The organism is Streptomyces sp. NPDC002623 (assembly GCF_053592635.1).
The window spans coordinates 107,722-125,015 of record NZ_JBSFWB010000007.1 but is presented as its reverse complement, the minus strand read 5'-3'; the positions used below and the strand labels follow the sequence as shown (position 1 = coordinate 125,015).

The following is a 17,294-nucleotide window of genomic DNA, read 5'->3' as shown; positions in this document are numbered from 1 at the left end:
CCGAGGACTGGGCCGGCCACCGTCCTTTTGGCATGATCAGGCCTCCAGAAGTACGGAAGCGCGCCGGCACGCAACCGGACGCACGCAAACGCACGGCGAACGCCGGCAGTCGAGGGAGGTCGGCCCAGTGATCCTCACCGTCACGCTCAACACCGCTCTCGACATCACCTATCGCATACCGTCGCTGCGGCCCCACACCTCGCACCGGGTGACGGACGTGACGGAACGGCCCGGCGGGAAGGGGCTGAACGTCGCCCGGGTGCTCGCCGCCCTCGGCCACGAGGTGACGGTCACCGGCTTCGCGGGCGGCGCAACCGGCCGGGTCGTACAGGATCAACTCACCCGCACGGCAGGGGTGGTGGACGCGCTCGTGCCGGTCGCCGGGGCCACCCGCCGCACGGTCGCCGTCGTCGACGCCCGCACCGGGGACACGACCCAGCTCAACGAACCCGGCCCGGTCATCGCACCGGCCGAGTGGTCCGCCTTCCAGGAGGCGTACGAGGTGCTGGTCGCCGACGCCGACGCGGTGGCCCTGTGCGGCAGCCTGCCGCCGGGGGTGCCGGTGGGCGCGTACGCGGGGCTGGTGCGCACGGCACGGGCCGCGGGGACACCCGTACTGCTGGACGCGAGCGGGGAGCCGCTGCGCCGGGGGATCGCCGCCCGCCCGGACATCGTCAAGCCCAACGCCGACGAACTGGCCGAACTCACCGGCTCGCACGAGCCGTTGCGCGCCACTCAGGACGCCCGTCGGCGCGGCGCGCAGTCCGTGGTGGCCTCGTTCGGGGCCGAGGGGCTGGTCGCGGCGACCCCGGAGGGCCGCTGGCGGGCCGTCCCGCCCGCCCGGATCCACGGCAACCCGACGGGGGCCGGGGACTCGGCCTCGGCGGGCCTGCTCTCCGGCCTGGTCGAACGTCTGCCGTGGCCGGACCGCCTGGCCCGCGCGCTGGCCCTCTCCGCGGCGACCGTACTCGCCCCGGCAGCGGGCGAGTTCGACCGCGCCGGCTACGAGGAACTGCTCGGCCGGATCAGGGTGACGGGCGAGGCCACGGCGGCCTGAACCCGACGGCTCAGTTCTTGACCTGACCCGCCTTCAGATACAGCTGGTCGAGCAGGACGTTGCACTTGTCGCCGTCCTGGCAGGAGATCGAGATCGTGTTGGTGCCCTTGGTGAGCGTGGGCCACGAGTAGGTCTTCGTCCAGCCCTTGGCGAAGTCGCCGTCCGCGGCATGGGCGAAGTTGCCCAGATTGAGCTTGCTGCCGAAGGTCTTGCCGTTGACCGTGAGCGTCATCGACTGGTCTTCGCCGGCCGCGCTGTAGTGCGCGAACAGGGTGTAAGTGCCCTTCGACGGGATGCCGTTGACCGTCCAGGTGACGGAGTTGCCGACCTGGTTGAGGTTGCCGACGTAGGTGCCGCCGGCCGCGTCCGCGCCCTCGACGTCCGAGGCCAGCGCGGCCGCGCCGCCGAGGTTCAGCGCCTTCGCGTCGACCGTCGGCAGTTCGGCTGCCTCCTCCTCGCCGGTGGACGACGCGCTGGGCGAGGCGCTCTCGGAGGCCGAGGGGGCGGAGGAGGTCTGGCCGCCGGCGCTGTCGTTGTCGCCGGTGTCGGAGTCGCCGTTGGCCATGGCCACCGCGATGCCGATCACGACGGCGGCGACCACCGCGACCGCGCCGATCAGCAGGCCCTTGGTGTTGGGTCCACGGCCGCGACCGCCGCCGGCGGGCGTCGGCTGCTGCCGGCCCGTGGGGGGCCCGCCGAAGTTCTCGGGCGCCCCGTAGTTCGCGTTCGGCTGGCCGTACCCGCCCTGCTGCTGCGGGACCGTCGGCGGCTGTCCGTACTGCGCGGTCTGCTGCTGCGGCTGCTGCTGTCCGTACTTGCGCTCGCCGACCGCACGCACCCGGCTGACCGAGTTCGGGTAGCCGTAGCCACCGCCGGAGGGCGGCTGCGCGCCGTTGGCCTGGCCGTCGGCGTAGAGGTAGCCGAACGGGTCGTCGTCCTCGGGCGTGCTCGCGCCGTTATTGCCGGGCGTCATCCCTTCGTACTCCTCAACAGGTGCGGGGCTGATGCAATGCGGGTTCAGAATGGCGGTTCAGAAGGGCGAGCCTACCCGCTCTCGCTGCCCCAAACAGGTGACTCGGCTCCCACACTGCGGCTGACCTGGGACTCATCCCGCGCGTCTGTGCTGTTTGGGACGAGATCGTTTCTCGACGTACATCCGTTCGTCGGCGGACTTCAACACTTCGTCCGCGGTCATCCCGCAATGCGCCCAGCCGATGCCGAAGCTGGCCCCCACCCGCACGGCCCGGCCCTCGGCGCGGATCGGCTGGATGATCTCGTTGCGCAGACGTACGGCGAGGTCGGCGGCGTCGGCGCGGCCGAGGCCGTCGGCGAGGATCACGAACTCGTCGCCGCCGAGCCGGGCGACCGTGTCGCCGTCCCGGACCTGGCGGGAGAGCCGGCGGGCGACCTCGATGAGGACCGCGTCGCCCGCGTTGTGCCCGAACCGGTCGTTGATCGACTTGAAGCCGTCGAGGTCGCAGAAGAGGACCGCGAGCCCCTTCGCGCCGTCGTCGACGCCCTCTTCGGGGGCGGCGGTGTGCACATGGTGGTCGTAGCCGTCGAAGGACTCGGGCCCGCCGGGCCGGTAGTCGAAGCCGTGGCCGTTGGCGTCGAAGGCGGCGTGGCCGTAGGCCGTGTCCATGGCGTCGACGGCCGCGGGGTGGGTGGACTGCGGGCGCTGACAGAGCCGGGCGGCCAGGCGCGAGCGCAGTTCGGCGGAGTTCGGCAGGCCGGTGAGGGAGTCGTGCGAGGCGCGGTGGGCGAGCTGGAGCTCGCGGCGCTTGCGGTCCTCTATGTCCTCGACGTGGGTGAGGAGGAAGCGGGGCCCGTCGGCCGCGTCGGCGACGACGGAGTTGCGCAGGCTCACCCAGACGTAGGTGCCGTCCCGGCGGCCCAGTCGCAGTTCGGCGCGGCCGCCCTCGGCGGAGGTGCGGAGCAGGGTGCCTATGTCCTCGGGGTGGACGAGGTCGGAGAACGCGTAGCGGCGCATCGCGGAGGCGGGACGGCCCAGCAGCCGGCAGAGCGCGTCGTTGGTCCGGAGTATCCGCCCGTGCTGGTCGCCGCCCATCTCGGCTATCGCCATGCCGGAGGGGGCGTACTCGAAGGCCTGCCGGAAGCTTTCCTCACTGGCGCGCAGGGCCTGCTGCTCGCGTTCGAGTCTGACCAGTGCCCGCTGCATATTCGCGCGTAGACGTGCGTTGCTGATGGCGATGGCGGCCTGGAACGTGTACATCTGCAGCGCTTCACGGCCCCACGCGCCGGGCCGTCGGCCGTTGCGCGGCCGGTCCACGGACAGCACGCCGATCAGCTCGCCGCACGGGCCGCCGCTGCCCGGGGGCGCGGGCGTGTACATGGGCGCGAAGAGCCGGTCCGAGGGGTGCCATTCGTCCTCGAAGCGCGGCGCGGGCCCGTCGGTGTACCACTGCGGGACGTCGTCGTCGTCGAGGATCCAGCCCTCGGTGTGGGGTATGAAGATCAGGTCGCCCCAGGTCTCGCCCATGCCCAGGCGTCGGTCCCAGGAGTCGCGCGAGCCGACCCGGCCGGTGATGAGCGCCTCGGCGGCCGGATTGCCGGAGAAAGCGGCGACCACGAGATCGCCGTCGGGGCGCACGAGATTGACGCACGCCAGTTCGTACCCGAGTGCCGTGACCACGCCGTCGGCGACCGTCTGCAAGGTGTCCGCCAGGCTGCGGGCCGTGTTCATGTCGGCCATGACCTGGTGCAGCTGTCGCAGGGACGCAAGACGGACGTACGGCTCCGACTCGGTCTCCATATAGTTTCGCCCTCCCCCCGAGACTTCGCAGCGAATCAAGGGTTGTCTTCGGCGTAACGTCGTTTCTGGTGCTCTGTTGTCGGTGTGTGTCTCGTTGTGACGCCTCCGCCACTGAATCACAGCGCGCTGCTCACTCGGTACACAGGGTCAACAATTAGTCCGACTTGTGACTCAAGTCACAGATGAACATGAACATTTGAGTGGAGTTTCCGCGTTTTCCTGTGTGTTTCCTAAACACGGACAGGAACGTCCATGGAGAGCTCATGGATGGTTCAGGGAGAGCTCATGGAGAGCGGAACATCCATGGGGAAAGGTCGGTCCGCGGTCCTAGGACCTTACCCGGCCGAAGGTCGGGCTGAGGTCCGATGCGGCGGGCCCCGGACGGACACTAGCGTTCCCGACGTGCCCTCAGACGCGCTCGAGACCGTATCCAGGACCGTACCGAAGACTCCCCCCAGTCATGCTGAGGGGGTGAGCAACGACGAGTTCCGCGCCGCCATGTCCCGGCTCGCCGACGGCGTGGTCCTGGTGACCGCCCGGGAACCCTCCCTGGACCCGGACGACCCCCGCGCGCCGGACGGCGAGGACGTCGGCATGACGGCGACGGCCTTCGTGTCGGTCTCCCTGGACCCGCCGCTGGTCCTGGTCAGCCTGCGCACAGGCTCCCGCATGGACGACCTGCTCGACGAACAGCCCCTGTGGGCCGTGTCGGTGCTCTCCGAGAGCCAGCGGCACATCGCCGGCCGCTTCGCCATGAAGGGCCGCATCAGCGACCGCCTGCTCTTCGAGGACATCCCGTACGTCCGCGGCGAGGCCTCCGGCGCGCCCCTGGTCGGCGGGGCCCTGGCGACCCTGGAATGCCGCACGGAACGGACCGTTCCGGCGGGCGACCACACCCTCGTCATCGGCCGCGTGCTGACCGCGTCGGCACCGAGTGCGGACGGCGGCCCGCTGGTCTATTTCCGGGGCCGTTACCGGCAGTTGGGGTGACGCCGGAAATTCCGTGGCCGCCCGTGCGGGGTGCACCTAGGGTGCCCGCATGACGCGTTCAACACTCCGCCTGGAGGAAATAACCCCCCGGAATTTCGAGGCCGCGACCGGCATTCGCGTCCGCCCCGACCAGGAGTTCGCGGTCTCACCGGTCATGCAGTCCCTCGCGGAGGCCTACGTCCACCCCGCCGGCGTCGCCTGGCCCCGCCTGATCATGGACGGCGAGCGGCCCGTGGGCTTCCTGATGGCGTTCCTGGACATCGACTGGACGGGGAACGGAGACAGGGACGGGGACAGGGACGGGGACGGGAAGGGCCGACTGATCCGCTCCGGACTGTGGCGGCTGAACATCGCCGCGGACGAGCAGGGCCGCGGGTACGGCCGTTTCGCCGTGGAGTCCGTCGCCGCGGAACTGCGCCGCCGGGGAACCAGGGAGATGTACGTGACCTGGCACGAGGGCGAGAACGGTCCGGCGGACTTCTATCTGGGGCTGGGATTCCGGAAGAACGGCGAGAAGAGCGAGGGCGAGACGGTGGGCGTCCTCTCCCTGGAGCCTTCCTAGCCCTCCGGGGCTCCGGGGCTCACCCCCAGTCGCTGCCGCCGCCGCTCCTCCCCCGCCCCCGCTTGGTCTCCGACCGCTGCTTCTTCTCCCGCAGCCGGCGCTCGTTGATCCCGCGCGGGATCCGGGTCGGCCGACGCGGCTTGGGCGGCGGGGCGGTGGCCTCGGCGAGGAGCGCGGCGAGGCGTACGGCGGCGGTCTCACGGTTGCGCCACTGGGAACGGTGCTCGGAGGCGCGGACGGTGACGACGCCGTCGACGAGCCGCCCGGCCAGCTTCTGGAGCGCCCGCGCCTTCCACACCTCGGGCAGCGCCTCGGTGCGGGCGAGGTCGAAACGGAGCTCCACCTGCGAGTCGCTGGTGTTGACGTGCTGCCCACCCGGCCCCGAAGACCGCGAGAAACGCCACATGAGCTCGGCCTCGGGGAGGGAGACGGAGCCGCGGACGACATAGGGACCAGACATGCCCACCATGTTCCCGCTCCGCCCGCCCCCGCGTCACGCGAATATCCCTTGGTAAAGAAAGTAAAGAAACGGGGAGTCGCGGGGAACCTTGGGCACCCTTCGCTGCGTTCATAGGGATAGCTGTAGCTTCGTACCCGCGCGAAGCCGTACACAACGAGGGAAGGACTCCCAACCATGGCTGTAAGCCTGTCCAAGGGTGGCAACGTCTCGCTCACCAAGGAGGCTCCGGGCCTGACCGCCGTCACCGTGGGCCTCGGCTGGGACGTTCGCACCACCACCGGCACGGAATTCGACCTCGACGCCTCGGCGATCGCGGTCAACCCCGAGGGCAAGGTGTACTCGGACGCCCACTTCATCTTCTTCAACAACAAGCAGACGCCGGACCAGACCATCGTCCACACCGGCGACAACCGCACCGGCGAGGGCGCGGGCGACGACGAGGCGATCAACGTCAACCTGGCCGGCCTCCCGGCCGACATCGACAAGATCGTCTTCCCGGTCTCGATCTACGACGCGGAGAACCGCTCGCAGAACTTCGGCCAGGTCCGCAATGCGTACATCCGCATCGTGAACCAGGCCGGCGGCACGGAGATCGCCCGCTACGACCTCTCGGAGGACGCGGCGACCGAGACGGCGATGGTCTTCGGCGAGCTCTACCGCAACGGCGCGGAGTGGAAGTTCCGCGCAGTCGGCCAGGGCTACGCCTCCGGCCTCGCCGGCATCGCCCAGGACTTCGGCGTCAACGTCTGAGCGACTTCAGCACCCTGACGCTCTGAGCTGCAGACACCGAGGCCCGACCGGTTCCCCCGGCCGGGCCTCGGTGCGTCTCGGGGGCCTCACTCACGTTCATCTCCCTACAGCTGTAGGGCAGGGCAGTTGAGGAACCGTGCGGTTCGGCGAGCAGGTGACCACCGCGAGGGACAGATACGCGGGGCGTTCGAGATAGAAGCCGCACGACACATCACCGCCGCACGCCAGTTGCGCTGCGGCCGAGTCGACAGCGCGAGCGAGGCGGACGGCGTCGCAGTCGCCCTCGGCGGCGAACCGGGGCGCGTACTCGGCAAGCCGCTCCCCGAGCCAGCCCGCCGCTTCCTTCGGCTCCGCCCAGGTCCCCCGGACGAGCGAGCCCGGTTTCATCAGCCAGAGCGCCGTTTCCAGCGGAGGAAGATCAGAGGTGGGGAACTCTGCGGCCACCTCCCGGTACCGCTGGATCAGTTCGGGCCTGCTGCCGACCGGGGGCGGCTCGGGATGCGGGGGCCGACGCAACGCTTCCTGGTCGAAGCGCTGTTTGGGGCCGGTCCAGAGGTAGCCGTGATGATGCACCGGTAGTCCCGTGGAGTTAGAGGGGCCGGCCCCGCCCGGCGAAGGAACAGGGAGCGGGCAGGGCCGACGACGAGGACTCGTGAGGCTGGAGGCGGGAGGAACGTCAGACAGACAGTCCGAACCGCGCCAGGTCGATGCCGGCGGCGTCCAGTTCCTCCGTCGTGAACCGCAGCGGCGTCGCGTCCGGCCGCTTGCTGTCCCCGAGAGCCCAGGAACCGTCACCGATCCGGGCCAAGGTCACGCATCCCTCGGAGCAGGGACCACCGCACGCCTTCACGAACGAGGCCCCGCTGATGTCGAGCGCGTACAGATCACTTCCGTCCAGCATTCGCACCACTGCACCTTCCTGATCACCTGACACGACCACGCCCGCATGCGCGACCGCCGCCGCCCCTCAGAGGCGGGAGTCCAAAGGAGGAAGGGGTAAGGGGTACGTGCGCTACCCGGATCGAGAGTCGCGCTCCTGATGCGCCGACGCGCCCGCAGCACGCAGCGCTTCCGCTATTCGCTCGATGTGCTCGACGGGGACCACGCCCACGTGCACGAACGGCGACCCGGAATGGGTGACCATCGGCCGCAGCCGCCAGGTCTGCATGTCCATCAGTGGGCCTCGGCGTGGTGCGCGCGCAGTTCGACGTTGCGATCCGAAACGGCGCTGAAGTCACCGCTGGAGCGTGCGTTCTGTCTCGCGACACCGAGGGACAGACACACGGCACAGCCCGGCTCGGCGGAGGGCTCCGCCGGAGGGTCAGCCAGGCAATAGCCCTTCGGCTTCTGGGTCTCCATGGGTGCCTCCCCAACTGCTGTGGTCGATGCAACGACCGTAAGAAGCAGGAAACCTACGAGTCCACGGTCTTGCACGAGCTTGCAGGCGAATGATCCTGGGGAATCCAGGTCACCCGAGCGCGTCAAGGGCAGAGATAATCAATTTCCTTGCATGCTCCCCGTAGACGGAAATGCCTGCCAGCTCAGCGAAGGTACGTGCGTAGTCAGCGATTCCATCAGGCTGTCTCAGATTGAGATGTGCGCTGACAAGTTCGACAGCTACCCTCTCATCATCGAAAACCGAGAACGCTTCGGTCGGCCAGGCATGCCCACGGGGCCTGCCCATAGGAATGACTCCCAGGCTCACCGAAGGTAGCGACGCCCGGGTGATGAGCTGCCCTAGCTGGGCCGCCATGACTTCGGCGTCTCCCACGACCGTGCGCAGAACCCACTCTTCGACGAGGAATGCAAAACGACGGCCGGCGGTATGAAGGATGCGCTGCCTCGCCATTCGTGCAGCGACAGCGTCCGCAACGCTCCCCGGAGCGTCACGAATTGACGCAACCGTCTCAAGCACAGCCCGAGCGTAGTCGGGTGTCTGAAGCAACCCTGGAACAACCCATGACTGATAGAAACGGAACCGTTGCGTTCTCTCATACAGCGGCAGAACAGAATCCTGCACATGCTTCAGGCCCGCACGCTCCAGTCGACGCCAGTCGACGTACATCTCCTCTATGCCGCGCGCAGTAGCGATCAGATCGGCGACTTGGTCCTCCCTGCCGCACGTCTGAGCCCAGACGATGATGTCCTCCTCCGAGGGGAGTGTTACGCCGTTCTCGATCCTGGAGGACTTCGACTCATGCCAACCGGCACGGGCAGCGAACGCCCGTGCCGTGGCGAACCCTGCCGCCTGGCGAATCTCCCGGAGTCTCTTGCCCAGGGTCTTGCGTGCTTCCTGGACGGCCGAGGCCGGTGACGCGGTCAATGCGATGATCCCGTCAAATCAGCTCAGGTCACTTCGAATTCCTCATGTGGGACAGCACGCTCCCACACTGATTCGAAGGCAGTCGAGCACAATCGGACCACCGCCGGATCGGCAGTACGCTCTTCGTCTCCGTCCGGGGAGAGCTCTCCGTCCCCGGTGAAGTGCAGGAACACGACGAGACTGTCGTCGAACAACCAGAAATCGTTGCCGGGCAGCGCGATATCCGACGCCCGTCGGCGAGCTAGCCAACGCACTTGCTCCCCCGCCGCGACATTGCCCGTCGTCACGTGATGCTCGAAACGGATGTAGTCCGTCACCGGCTCGGAGACGATACGTGCCCGGCGGATTGTGACACCTCGGCCGGTAGTGTCACGCATCAGTGCGAGCCACGGGCTCGTCACCTGGTCGAGGTAACGCGATGTACCGCGAGAGCCGTTCCGCCATGCGACATACTCCGGATCGGACTGCATATAGCCGTCCCGCATCTCCAGGTGTACCGCGGATCTCTTGGCCAGCCGAAACAACTCGTCAAACGCCGGCGCCGCCACCGTTCACCTCCGGGAAGAACTGCACCATTCGCTTGGGAATCTCGACGACGGTCTCGTACTCGGGAAGGTCGAGCTCCGACAGCCGGTCGACGTCCAGGACCTTCCAGCCCTGAACCAGATAGTTGTCCGTGGCGTCGTCGTAGTACACCGTCGGGGACTTACCCTCCGGTGATTCGGGGTCCTTGCCCAGCAGATGCAGAGCCATGGCTTCCTCCGTGTCGAGGGTTGTCGATCTCTTCCACTGAGCTTGCACGCTCCAGGCGGGCGAACGCACTGAACTTGCGCGTACTTGCAGGGGTTTAAGGTTCGTGGCCGGCGGAGCGGTGGAAAGCTCCCCGCATGACTCAGCCCAAGCACACTCACCAGACATGGGACGACTACCTCCGCGAGGGAACTGGGCCGGTCCAGGACAAGTTTCTGGAGCTGGTGCGTGGAACGCGGGACTCGCGTCACTACTGCAACAACGTCATTTGGGGCAACCTCCAGACCGAGGACTACGCCAGGGCCGTCTTCCGGAGAGTGGTCGACTTCCATGAGATCCCCGACGACGTCGAAGCGGGGGTCGCTCGGCGTGCGGCGCGCGCTCAGTTCATCGGGCAGGGTGGCCGTACCTATCACGTACTGCTCAGCGAGCAGGCCCTGCGCACGAATCTGGGCGGCACCGAGGTGATGCGCGGCCAGCTGGCCCACCTCCTCGACACGCTCGAACTGCCGGGGCTGAAGCTGGGCGTCATCCCGGCGCGGGCGGAACTCGCTCTCTACCCCGGACACTCCTTCACGATCTTCGACGGACGTCACGTCCATGTCGAGACCTTCTCGGCGGGGCTCGACGTCAAGGACGAGCGTGAAGTCGCCACCTACGAGAAGGCGTTCGCGCTGCTGGAGCGGTCGGCGGTCTACGGGCGGGAGGCTCGTGGGCTGATCGAGGCGGAACTGGGCGTTCTCACCTGACGTATCAGGGCCAGCAGGCTCAGCGGGGGCACTGCGAGCACGGTGGTGGGGGCGTCGCTCTCCCGGAGGAGGAGGCGGGGGTCGGCGTCCGCGACTTCGATGCAGTCTTCGCCGTCGACTCCGGAGAAGGACGACTTCTGCCAGTGACCGGTCCGACGTATCGGTACGGGTGCAGCGCTCATAGCTCTCTCTCGATGTCGCGGATCAGCCGACGGGAGCCCTCGACATCGAGCGCGGCGCGGTCAGCCAGTTCGAACTGTGCCCGGTACTTGTCGAGTCCCGCTTCGGCGTGCACGATACGGCCGCCCATGGCGCTGTCGAGACGGACCGTGTCCAACTCCTTCAACGGGCCGCCTGCGTAGAGCACCGGCTGGGTCGCCTCGATGAACCCCTCGTAGGCAAAGGGGATTACTCGCACGGTCACGGCGGACCGCTCCGAGACCGCACGCAAGTGCCCGAGTTGCGCCTGCGTGACCTTGCGGCCTCCGTACCGCATCCGCAGCGCGGCTTCATGGACGAACGCCTCGAACGGAGGCGGATCGTCACGTTCGAGGACCTGGCTTCGCCGCACCCGGAACTCGACCCGCAGGTCCACCGCCTCGGCGGAGAGCGCGGGGATTCGACTGCTGTGAATCGCCCGTACATAGTCCGCGGTCTGCAGGAGCCCTGGGAGCGTCACCGTCTGCAGGGAACGCAGGAACGTAGCTCGATGTTCGAGCTCGGCGACGTCGAGGAATCCCGGGGCGAGAGTCTCCCGGTACTCGTCCCACCACCCCCTGCCCCGCTCCTCGGCCATCGAGCAGAGCGCATCCACCAGTTCAAGGTTCGCCGCTTCGTAATGCACGGCCAGCTGCCGTACGCGTGCTGCGCTGACACCCCAGCGGCCCGCTTCGATGTGGCTGATCTGCGCCTGGTTGCCACCGAGCAGCGTGCCTGCCTCCGTGGTGGACAACCCCGCCGCCTCACGCAGCTTGCGCAGCTCTGCTCCCAACCGCGCCTGTCGAGCCGTCGGACTGTTCCTGGGAGGCATCCGTTCCCCTTCTGGTCGGCGTTCCACCCACACGAGTGGATTATCCGTCTCAGGTATGCGACGTCACATACCTGTGCCGTACCGTTCTTCTCATCGCGCACCAAACGCCAGTAAACCCGCAGAGCAGCAGCCCCGAGAGGCGGCCAGGCCACGGTGGCGTCGCGTACAACATTCCAACGAGGTCATGGAGTTGAAGACATGAACGCCCCGTTCACACCTCCGCAGATCTACCGCCTCCGCGCCCCCAACTCCCCCTCCAGCCCCAAGATCTGCCGGGATACCGTCGCCCTCCTCCTCCAGGCCACCGGGCACCCCGAACTCAGCGATGCTGCCCGCCTGTTGGTCTCCGAGCTCGTGACGAACGTCAACCTGCACACCACCTCGCTCGCCGTCCGCCTCGAAGCCGTCGTGCGTCGCGACCGCATCCGCGTCCGCGTGTACGACGACGAACCGGGGTCTCCCCAGCTGCCCGCGACCGATCCGGGACGAGAGCACGGACGAGGCCTACTCCTCGTCGAGACGATGGCGCAGGACTGGGGCGTCGGGACATCGCATCCCTCGGATTCGTCCGGCCGGGGCGGCAAACACGTCTGGTTCGAGCTCTGAAGAGCTGCCGCGGCGGCGGTTGAGTACGTCGATCAGGGTGGCCAGGTCGGCCGCTCCCGCCGGGTCGTCCGGGTAGCGGGTGATGCAGAGGGGGCCGACCTCGGGAAGGACGACGTCCTCGCGGGCCAGGACGTGGACCAGGGTGAGCAGGGCCGCTCGGGCGTTGCCGTCCTCGAAGGGATGGAAGAAGGCCACGTCGAGGTACGCACGGGCCGCGCGCGCCGCGAGCGGGAGGCTCGGGTCGGTCGCCTCGCGCAGACAGGCGGCGAAGTCGGCCCGGGTGTGCGGGGTCAGGCCGTAGCGCTCGCGGCCGGCCTTGGCGTAGGCATCACCCGTGCGGAACCCGGGCCTCGCCCGTCCCAGCACCTCGCCTTGCCAGCCGGTCAGCAGGGCGAAGTCGAGCGGGGCGCGGCAGGCGGCGTCGGCCAGGGTCAAGGCATGGGCGCGGAGGAGGCGTTCGGCGCGGACGGGGTCCCGTCGGCGGACCGGACCCGCGCACCAGGCGCGGAAGCCGTCGCGTCCGGGGAGCCCTCGGTCCAGTGTCGGTGCGCGATGCCAGTCGACCTCCCGGCGCACCCCTCGCCAGACAGCCAGGCTGTCAGCGGCGGCGGTCATGGGACCCCCGGCCGGAGAGCCCCCGGCCAGGGAACGCCCGGTCGTGGAACTCCTCCAGTGTCGCCCGCTCGCGGTGGTCCTGATACGGGAGTCGGCCGGTCAGGGCGACTGCCAGGTCCTCGCCGACCGAGTCGATCAGCATGCTTCCGGGGTCCGTCCAGCTCTTGAAGCGGCCGCCGATCGCGGTCTCCACCGCCCGCTCGGCCTCGGCCGGGTCCAAGCCGGTGCTGATGAGGAACCACGTCATCGTCAGCGCGGCCATCCCCTGCCAGCCGCCCTCCGCGCCGGAGTCCAGGACGCGCGTCACGAGCCGGACCGAGGCCCGTTCCAGATGCCAGCTGCGTTCCTCGGGGGAGGCTTCGGGGGACGGGGCCAACTCCTCGAAGGTCTCCGCCAGTCGCTCCAGCCACTCCCGCCACTCCAGCAGGGCGGCGACGGCGCGGGCCGCGGTCTCGTCAGGGGTCGTCACCGACTCTGCCCCGGTGACCCAACTGCCGATGACCCCGCCGTGCCGATAGCACCAATTCCATCCGCGAGCCCAACTCCCGTAGCGCTCCCGGATGATCGCGTCCACCTGGTGGGCACACCAGCTCTCGCCTTGCCACCAGCCGTCCATGCCGGAGAGCACCGGGGGAACCCACTCCCGGATCAGCGCGCTGAGCGCGGCCTCCTCGTCCTCGTCCCATACGAAGGGGTGACGGGCCGGATCGAGTTCGTCCCAGGTCAGCCAGCGAACGCTGGGGACGGGGGACACACGGTTCTCCGGGAACGGCAAGGTGTCTCGGTTGTACGCCAGGTCTGGGCTCTCTCACTCTTCGGCGGACATCAGGGATAGCCCCAGATCCCAGAATCCCGAACACTGCTGGAGACTTCAAACAGATAAACGTCCGAGTCGCCTGGGTCGCCCGACTCCCCCGCCCCGCTCCCCCGCACCCCGCCCCGCACCTTGCCCGCCCCGCTACCCTGCGCCCATGCTTCTGGAGCCCCTCCCCCTCACCCCCGACCGCGACATCCCCGGCCCCCTCCTCACCGAACTCACCGCCCTCTACGCCTCCGACCGCGAGTTCCAGGCGCTCAGCGGTGACTTCCCCGACCCGGACGACATCCGGCCCGAGCAGGTGGCGGCGGCGCTGGCGGAGGAGTTGGCCAATCCCGAGGTCGAGGTGCTGCTGGCCCGCAGCCAGGGGCGGCTCGTCGGGGTGGTGATCCTCCTCGCCCGGCACCCCGACCCCGCCGATCCCGACCCGTGGATCGGGCTGCTGATGGTCGACGCGGGCGCGCAGGGGCAGGGCCACGGCCGCCGGATCGTCGAGCGGGTCGAGGATCGGTTCCGCGAGGACGGCCGGATGGGCGTACGACTCGCCGTCCTCGACGCCAACCCCAAGGGGCTCGCCTTCTGGACGGCGCTGGGCTACGAGGTCGTCGACCACCGCCGCGATCTCCGACTCGACCGACCCTGCGCCGTGCTGCGCAAGCCGATCCGCAGGATCCGCCAGGCCGCACGTGTCGTCGTCCTCGACCCCGACGGCGCCGTCTTCCTCTTCCGGTACGACAGCGAGGACTCCGGCGTGCACTGGGCGCTGCCCGGCGGCGGCCTGGACGAGGGGGAGACCCCGGCCGAGGGGGCCCTGCGCGAGCTGCGCGAGGAGACGGGGTGGACGGATCTGACCCCCGGCCCGCTGCTGTGCGTGTGGGAGCACGACTTCACCCGCTTCCGGATCCTCGTCCACCAGATCGACCGCATCTACGTCGCCCACGGCCCGCGCCGCGAGCCGACCGGCCCGGATCTCGCCGCCTCCCACACCACGGACGGCATCCTCGGCTGGCGCTGGTGGAGCCGCGAGGAACTGCGCACCCCCGCGGAACCGGTATGGCCGCCCGAACTGGCCCAGTTGCTCGACGACTTCACTGACCAGGGCGAGTGAGCTCCGGCTTGCCGCTCCCGTACAGCCAGTCCGACCAGATCGACGTGAAGTCCTCGTCCGGCGCCGCCCGTTCCACATACGCCGTGAAGTCGTCCGTGCTCGCGTTGCCATGGCGATGGGCGGCGGCCCAGCCCTGGACGATGTCGTAGAAGGCGTCGTCGCCGACCGTCTGGCGGATGCGGTGGATCACCATCGCGCCACGCTGGTAGACGGGAGAAGCGGAGATCTGCGCGGCGGTCGTCGGGCGCGCCGGCGGGAACTCCCACAGGTCCTCGTACTCCTCCTCTCCGTCCTCGTAGAGGTCGGTGAACGTCTGCTCGGCCGTCGCGCCGCCCTCGTCCTCCGTCCACAGCCACTCCGCATAGGTCGCGAAGCCCTCGTTGAGCCACATGTCCCGCCAGGTCTTCGGGGTGACGGAGTCGCCGAACCACTGGTGGGCCAGTTCGTGGACCAGGGTGACCGTGTCGGGCGCGCCGGGGTAGACCGGGCGGCTCTGGGTCTCCAGGGCGTAGGCGGAGTCCTCCGGGCGGTCGACGATCGCGCCGGTGGAAGAGAAGGGGTACGGGCCGAAGTTGTACTCCGCCCACTCCATGGCCTCGGGGAGCCGGGCGAGCACCGCGCGGCTCGCGGCCGTCTGCGAGGGGTCGACCGCCATGTACACCGGCAGACCCTGCCTGGTGGCGGACCGGGTGACGGTGTAGCGGCCGATCGCGACCGTCGCCGCGTAGCTCGCCATCGGCTCGGCGGTGTGCCAGGTGAAGGTCGTGCGGCCGTCGTCCGTGTCCTTCTGACTCCTCAACTCGCCGTTGGAGACGGCGGTCAGGCCCTTCGGGACGGTGACGGCGATGTCGTACGACGCCTTGTCGCCGGGGTGGTGGTTGCCGGGGAACCAGGCCATGGAGCCGGTCGGTTCGCCCAGCGCCAGTGCGCCGTCGGCCGTCCGCAGCCAGCCCTCCTTCGAGCCGTCCGGGTCGGTGATCGTCTCCGGGCTGCCGGAGTAGCGGACCCGCACCTCGAAGGTCTCGCCCTTCGGCAGGGTGTCGGCCGGGCGGACGACCAGTTCCCGGCCGGTGCGGCTCCAGCGGGCCCGGTCGCCGCCGACGGTGACCTCCGTGACGTCCAGGCCGGCCAGGTCGAGCTGGAAGGAGGAGAGTTCCTGCTCGGCGCGGGCGGTGATCGCCGCCGTGGCGGTGAGGAGCGGGGAGTCACCGCTGGAGTCGCCCGGGGCGTAGGCGAGGGTGAGGCCGTAGTGGGAGACGTCATAGCCGCCGTTGCCGGACTTCGGGAAGTAAGGGTCGCCGACGCCCGATGCCCCTCCGGTCGCGTGATCGCCACCCCCCGAGCAGGCCGTGAGGAGAAGGGCCAGACAGACGGCGGCGGCCGGGACGGAGCGCACGGATCGGGACACATCAGCGATCCTACGAGGGCATGACACCATCACCTCGTGCTCGACATCGGCTACGCCCTCTCCAACCGTTTCCCGGACCCGCCGCAGATGGACTACCGGCGCGCGGACGTCCACACCCTGCGTCACGACCTGTTCTGCGGCGACGTCTATCTCGCCGACACCAAGGCGGACCGTGAGGTGTCCACAGCCTGGGGATGGGTGCCGGTGCTGGACTTCGCGTGGGCGCTGTGCGACATCGTGGAGCAGGTCGACCAGGATCCCGCGGGCTCCCGCGCCTCCCGCCCGCAGCACGCGGAGCTGGACTTCACCGAGTCCACCGACCGCATGCTCTTCGAGCGCCGCTTCGGCTGGGTGGACATCGAGGCCGACTGGATGCCGCCGGAGGAGCCCCCGCTCACCTTCTCCCACGCCGAACTCCGCCGCGAGGCCCGCGACTTCCTCCACGACCTCCTCGCCGACCTGACCGACCTCCACGAGGACCTGGCCGAGAACCCGGCGATCTGGACCCTCCAGGCCCGCTTCCCCCGAATCGGCTAGCCCCCCACCCTCACCTCACGCCTCCACCCTGATCCCCAGCTGACCCGCCAGCACCGGTGCCAGATCCAGCAGCTGAGCCGTGCTGATCACCGCCCCCGCCAGCCGGTCGACGCCGGCCGCGATGCCGAGTTCCACGGCTCCGCGCAGGTCGACGTCGGTCAGGGTCGCCGCGGTGAAGTCCGCCGCCTTCAGCGCGCAGTCCACGAACTCGACCCGCTCCAGCCGGGCCCCGCCGAAGTCCGGCTCGACGAGCACGCAGCCCTGGAACACGACGTCCCGCAGCCGCGCCTGCCGCAGGTTCAGGAAGTCGATCTTTCCGCCGCGGATCAGCACCCGCTCCAGCACGGCGCCGTACATCTGGGTGCCGCCCAGGCGGGCGTCCACGATCTCGACGTCCCGCAGGCTCGCGCCCGCCAGGTCCGTGCCGACGCCCCGGACGCCGGTGAGCACCGAGTCGAGGACGCGGGCGCTCTTGAGGCCCGTGCCGTCCAGCACGCACTCCGTCAGCGCGCAGTCCATGAAGCGGGCCCCCGCGCCGTCCTGCCCGGCGAGGTCCGTCTCGCCGAACTCCACCCCGTCGTAGTCCCCGTCCGGTTCCAGCACTCCGCCGTCATACGGCTCCAGTGTCGGCAGTCGCACTTCCGGCCGCCGCGCCCCCTTCACGCCCGACCCGCCGCCACTGCCCCGTTCGCCCGCCGCCCGCGCACTCGCTCGCCTCGCCATGCCCCCATCCTGCACCCCACCACTGACAATCCCGTG

General features: G+C 69.4%; 23 protein-coding genes. 8 read left to right on the top strand and 15 right to left on the bottom strand.

Going from position 1 to position 17,294, the window contains the following annotated elements:
- The first annotated feature begins 127 nt into the window (after positions 1 to 127).
- On the top strand, positions 128 to 1,057 hold the full coding sequence (locus ACWD4O_RS14930; RefSeq protein ID WP_451280100.1) for a 1-phosphofructokinase family hexose kinase: 930 nt from the start codon (positions 128 to 130) through the stop codon (positions 1,055 to 1,057).
- Positions 1,058 to 1,067: 10 nt separating this feature from the next.
- Here ACWD4O_RS14930 and ACWD4O_RS14925 read toward each other — a convergent pair whose 3' ends face one another.
- Positions 1,068 to 2,030, bottom strand: coding sequence for a carbohydrate-binding protein (locus ACWD4O_RS14925; protein ID WP_451280099.1), 963 nt, complete (start codon positions 2,028 to 2,030; stop codon positions 1,068 to 1,070).
- Positions 2,031 to 2,162: 132 nt separating this feature from the next.
- Positions 2,163 to 3,830, bottom strand: a complete 1,668-nt coding sequence (gene cdgB / locus ACWD4O_RS14920) for a diguanylate cyclase CdgB (protein WP_451280098.1) — start codon at positions 3,828 to 3,830, stop codon at positions 2,163 to 2,165.
- 303 nt (positions 3,831 to 4,133) lie between these two features.
- On the opposite strand from cdgB, the gene ACWD4O_RS14915 reads away from it, so the two are divergent.
- Both ACWD4O_RS14915 and ACWD4O_RS14910 read left to right on the top strand, forming a co-directional pair.
- The gene (locus ACWD4O_RS14915) at positions 4,134 to 4,820 is read left to right on the top strand and encodes a flavin reductase family protein (protein WP_451280097.1); all 687 of its coding nucleotides are present in this window, start codon (positions 4,134 to 4,136) and stop codon (positions 4,818 to 4,820) included.
- Positions 4,821 to 4,869: 49 nt separating this feature from the next.
- Complete coding sequence (locus tag ACWD4O_RS14910) at positions 4,870 to 5,382, top strand: GNAT family N-acetyltransferase (protein ID WP_451280096.1); 513 nt, start codon at positions 4,870 to 4,872, stop codon at positions 5,380 to 5,382.
- A gap of 19 nt (positions 5,383 to 5,401) precedes the next feature.
- On the opposite strand, the gene arfB is transcribed toward ACWD4O_RS14910, so the two are convergent.
- Positions 5,402 to 5,851, bottom strand: a complete 450-nt coding sequence (gene arfB / locus ACWD4O_RS14905; RefSeq protein WP_398424364.1) for an alternative ribosome rescue aminoacyl-tRNA hydrolase ArfB — start codon at positions 5,849 to 5,851, stop codon at positions 5,402 to 5,404.
- 165 nt (positions 5,852 to 6,016) lie between these two features.
- On the opposite strand from arfB, the gene ACWD4O_RS14900 reads away from it, so the two are divergent.
- Entirely contained in the window at positions 6,017 to 6,592 is a 576-nt protein-coding gene (locus ACWD4O_RS14900; protein ID WP_358803626.1) for a TerD family protein, read from the top strand.
- A gap of 96 nt (positions 6,593 to 6,688) precedes the next feature.
- On the opposite strand, the gene ACWD4O_RS14895 is transcribed toward ACWD4O_RS14900, so the two are convergent.
- The 6 genes from ACWD4O_RS14895 to ACWD4O_RS14870 all read right to left on the bottom strand — a co-directional run bounded on the left by ACWD4O_RS14895 (position 6,689) and on the right by ACWD4O_RS14870 (position 9,668).
- A complete protein-coding gene (locus tag ACWD4O_RS14895; RefSeq protein WP_451280095.1) occupies positions 6,689 to 7,165 on the bottom strand; it encodes a hypothetical protein in 477 nt (158 codons plus the stop codon).
- Positions 7,166 to 7,268: 103 nt separating this feature from the next.
- Positions 7,269 to 7,493 carry a DUF397 domain-containing protein gene (locus ACWD4O_RS14890; protein WP_451280094.1) on the bottom strand — a complete coding sequence of 75 codons (225 nt, stop codon included), beginning with the start codon at positions 7,491 to 7,493 and terminating at the stop codon, positions 7,269 to 7,271.
- A 272-nt stretch (positions 7,494 to 7,765) separates the two neighbouring features.
- Positions 7,766 to 7,951: a hypothetical protein gene (locus ACWD4O_RS14885; RefSeq protein ID WP_451280093.1), complete on the bottom strand. Its 186-nt coding sequence runs from the start codon at positions 7,949 to 7,951 to the stop codon at positions 7,766 to 7,768.
- A 109-nt stretch (positions 7,952 to 8,060) separates the two neighbouring features.
- Positions 8,061 to 8,915: a DUF5753 domain-containing protein gene (locus ACWD4O_RS14880; protein WP_451280092.1), complete on the bottom strand. Its 855-nt coding sequence runs from the start codon at positions 8,913 to 8,915 to the stop codon at positions 8,061 to 8,063.
- A 23-nt stretch (positions 8,916 to 8,938) separates the two neighbouring features.
- Positions 8,939 to 9,400 carry a DUF6879 family protein gene (locus tag ACWD4O_RS14875; RefSeq protein WP_451280314.1) on the bottom strand — a complete coding sequence of 154 codons (462 nt, stop codon included), beginning with the start codon at positions 9,398 to 9,400 and terminating at the stop codon, positions 8,939 to 8,941.
- A 43-nt stretch (positions 9,401 to 9,443) separates the two neighbouring features.
- Complete coding sequence (locus ACWD4O_RS14870) at positions 9,444 to 9,668, bottom strand: hypothetical protein (protein WP_451280091.1); 225 nt, start codon at positions 9,666 to 9,668, stop codon at positions 9,444 to 9,446.
- Positions 9,669 to 9,802: 134 nt separating this feature from the next.
- Here ACWD4O_RS14870 and ACWD4O_RS14865 point away from each other — a divergent pair, with 134 nt between their 5' ends.
- Positions 9,803 to 10,414: a DUF5753 domain-containing protein gene (locus ACWD4O_RS14865; RefSeq protein ID WP_451280090.1), complete on the top strand. Its 612-nt coding sequence runs from the start codon at positions 9,803 to 9,805 to the stop codon at positions 10,412 to 10,414.
- Here ACWD4O_RS14865 and ACWD4O_RS14860 read toward each other — a convergent pair.
- Entirely contained in the window at positions 10,360 to 10,596 is a 237-nt protein-coding gene (locus tag ACWD4O_RS14860) for a DUF397 domain-containing protein (RefSeq protein ID WP_451280089.1), read from the bottom strand. The two genes, ACWD4O_RS14865 and ACWD4O_RS14860, sit on opposite strands and share 55 nt — an antisense overlap.
- On the bottom strand, positions 10,593 to 11,444 hold the full coding sequence (locus tag ACWD4O_RS14855; protein WP_451280088.1) for a helix-turn-helix domain-containing protein: 852 nt from the start codon (positions 11,442 to 11,444) through the stop codon (positions 10,593 to 10,595). The genes ACWD4O_RS14860 and ACWD4O_RS14855 overlap by 4 nt, the downstream gene beginning before the upstream one ends.
- Positions 11,445 to 11,642: 198 nt before the next feature.
- Between ACWD4O_RS14855 and ACWD4O_RS14850 the strand changes: the two genes are divergently transcribed.
- Positions 11,643 to 12,050, top strand: coding sequence for an ATP-binding protein (locus ACWD4O_RS14850; RefSeq protein WP_451280087.1), 408 nt, complete (start codon positions 11,643 to 11,645; stop codon positions 12,048 to 12,050).
- On the opposite strand, the gene ACWD4O_RS14845 is transcribed toward ACWD4O_RS14850, so the two are convergent.
- Both ACWD4O_RS14845 and ACWD4O_RS14840 read right to left on the bottom strand, forming a co-directional pair.
- Positions 11,949 to 12,665: a Fic family protein gene (locus ACWD4O_RS14845; protein WP_451280086.1), complete on the bottom strand. Its 717-nt coding sequence runs from the start codon at positions 12,663 to 12,665 to the stop codon at positions 11,949 to 11,951. The genes ACWD4O_RS14850 and ACWD4O_RS14845 overlap by 102 nt on opposite strands.
- Positions 12,649 to 13,419 carry a hypothetical protein gene (locus ACWD4O_RS14840; RefSeq protein WP_451280085.1) on the bottom strand — a complete coding sequence of 257 codons (771 nt, stop codon included), beginning with the start codon at positions 13,417 to 13,419 and terminating at the stop codon, positions 12,649 to 12,651. The genes ACWD4O_RS14845 and ACWD4O_RS14840 overlap by 17 nt, the downstream gene beginning before the upstream one ends.
- A 217-nt stretch (positions 13,420 to 13,636) precedes the next feature.
- Between ACWD4O_RS14840 and ACWD4O_RS14835 the strand changes: the two genes are divergently transcribed.
- On the top strand, positions 13,637 to 14,590 hold the full coding sequence (locus ACWD4O_RS14835; protein ID WP_451280084.1) for a GNAT family N-acetyltransferase: 954 nt from the start codon (positions 13,637 to 13,639) through the stop codon (positions 14,588 to 14,590).
- Here the strand turns inward: ACWD4O_RS14835 and ACWD4O_RS14830 are convergent.
- Positions 14,571 to 16,028, bottom strand: a complete 1,458-nt coding sequence (locus tag ACWD4O_RS14830) for a M1 family metallopeptidase (protein ID WP_451280083.1) — start codon at positions 16,026 to 16,028, stop codon at positions 14,571 to 14,573. The genes ACWD4O_RS14835 and ACWD4O_RS14830 overlap by 20 nt on opposite strands.
- 6 nt (positions 16,029 to 16,034) lie before the next feature.
- Between ACWD4O_RS14830 and ACWD4O_RS14825 the strand changes: the two genes are divergently transcribed.
- Positions 16,035 to 16,535 carry a hypothetical protein gene (locus tag ACWD4O_RS14825; protein WP_363173346.1) on the top strand — a complete coding sequence of 167 codons (501 nt, stop codon included), beginning with the start codon at positions 16,035 to 16,037 and terminating at the stop codon, positions 16,533 to 16,535.
- 15 nt (positions 16,536 to 16,550) lie between these two features.
- Here ACWD4O_RS14825 and ACWD4O_RS14820 read toward each other — a convergent pair whose 3' ends face one another.
- Positions 16,551 to 17,258 carry a pentapeptide repeat-containing protein gene (locus ACWD4O_RS14820; protein WP_451280082.1) on the bottom strand — a complete coding sequence of 236 codons (708 nt, stop codon included), beginning with the start codon at positions 17,256 to 17,258 and terminating at the stop codon, positions 16,551 to 16,553.
- Positions 17,259 to 17,294 lie beyond the last annotated feature (36 nt).

What these genes read in the sequence shown, in the direction of transcription:
- ACWD4O_RS14910 (WP_451280096.1), top strand. Translation starts at nt 4,870, where the DNA reads ATGACGCGTTCAACACTCCGCCTGGAGGAAATAACCCCCCGGAATTTC.
- ACWD4O_RS14875 (WP_451280314.1), bottom strand. Translation starts at nt 9,400, where the DNA reads ATGCGGGACGGCTATATGCAGTCCGATCCGGAGTATGTCGCATGGCGG.
- ACWD4O_RS14890 (WP_451280094.1), bottom strand. Translation starts at nt 7,493, where the DNA reads ATGCTGGACGGAAGTGATCTGTACGCGCTCGACATCAGCGGGGCCTCG.
- ACWD4O_RS14835 (WP_451280084.1), top strand. Translation starts at nt 13,637, where the DNA reads ATGCTTCTGGAGCCCCTCCCCCTCACCCCCGACCGCGACATCCCCGGC.
- arfB (WP_398424364.1), bottom strand. Translation starts at nt 5,851, where the DNA reads ATGGTGGGCATGTCTGGTCCCTATGTCGTCCGCGGCTCCGTCTCCCTC.
- ACWD4O_RS14925 (WP_451280099.1), bottom strand. Translation starts at nt 2,030, where the DNA reads ATGACGCCCGGCAATAACGGCGCGAGCACGCCCGAGGACGACGACCCG.
- ACWD4O_RS14870 (WP_451280091.1), bottom strand. Translation starts at nt 9,668, where the DNA reads ATGGCTCTGCATCTGCTGGGCAAGGACCCCGAATCACCGGAGGGTAAG.
- ACWD4O_RS14860 (WP_451280089.1), bottom strand. Translation starts at nt 10,596, where the DNA reads ATGAGCGCTGCACCCGTACCGATACGTCGGACCGGTCACTGGCAGAAG.
- ACWD4O_RS14900 (WP_358803626.1), top strand. Translation starts at nt 6,017, where the DNA reads ATGGCTGTAAGCCTGTCCAAGGGTGGCAACGTCTCGCTCACCAAGGAG.
- cdgB (WP_451280098.1), bottom strand. Translation starts at nt 3,830, where the DNA reads ATGGAGACCGAGTCGGAGCCGTACGTCCGTCTTGCGTCCCTGCGACAG.
- ACWD4O_RS14850 (WP_451280087.1), top strand. Translation starts at nt 11,643, where the DNA reads ATGAACGCCCCGTTCACACCTCCGCAGATCTACCGCCTCCGCGCCCCC.
- ACWD4O_RS14855 (WP_451280088.1), bottom strand. Translation starts at nt 11,444, where the DNA reads ATGCCTCCCAGGAACAGTCCGACGGCTCGACAGGCGCGGTTGGGAGCA.
- ACWD4O_RS14830 (WP_451280083.1), bottom strand. Translation starts at nt 16,028, where the DNA reads ATGGTGTCATGCCCTCGTAGGATCGCTGATGTGTCCCGATCCGTGCGC.
- ACWD4O_RS14845 (WP_451280086.1), bottom strand. Translation starts at nt 12,665, where the DNA reads ATGACCGCCGCCGCTGACAGCCTGGCTGTCTGGCGAGGGGTGCGCCGG.
- ACWD4O_RS14885 (WP_451280093.1), bottom strand. Translation starts at nt 7,951, where the DNA reads ATGGAGACCCAGAAGCCGAAGGGCTATTGCCTGGCTGACCCTCCGGCG.
- ACWD4O_RS14820 (WP_451280082.1), bottom strand. Translation starts at nt 17,258, where the DNA reads ATGGCGAGGCGAGCGAGTGCGCGGGCGGCGGGCGAACGGGGCAGTGGC.
- ACWD4O_RS14915 (WP_451280097.1), top strand. Translation starts at nt 4,134, where the DNA reads ATGGGGAAAGGTCGGTCCGCGGTCCTAGGACCTTACCCGGCCGAAGGT.
- ACWD4O_RS14865 (WP_451280090.1), top strand. Translation starts at nt 9,803, where the DNA reads ATGACTCAGCCCAAGCACACTCACCAGACATGGGACGACTACCTCCGC.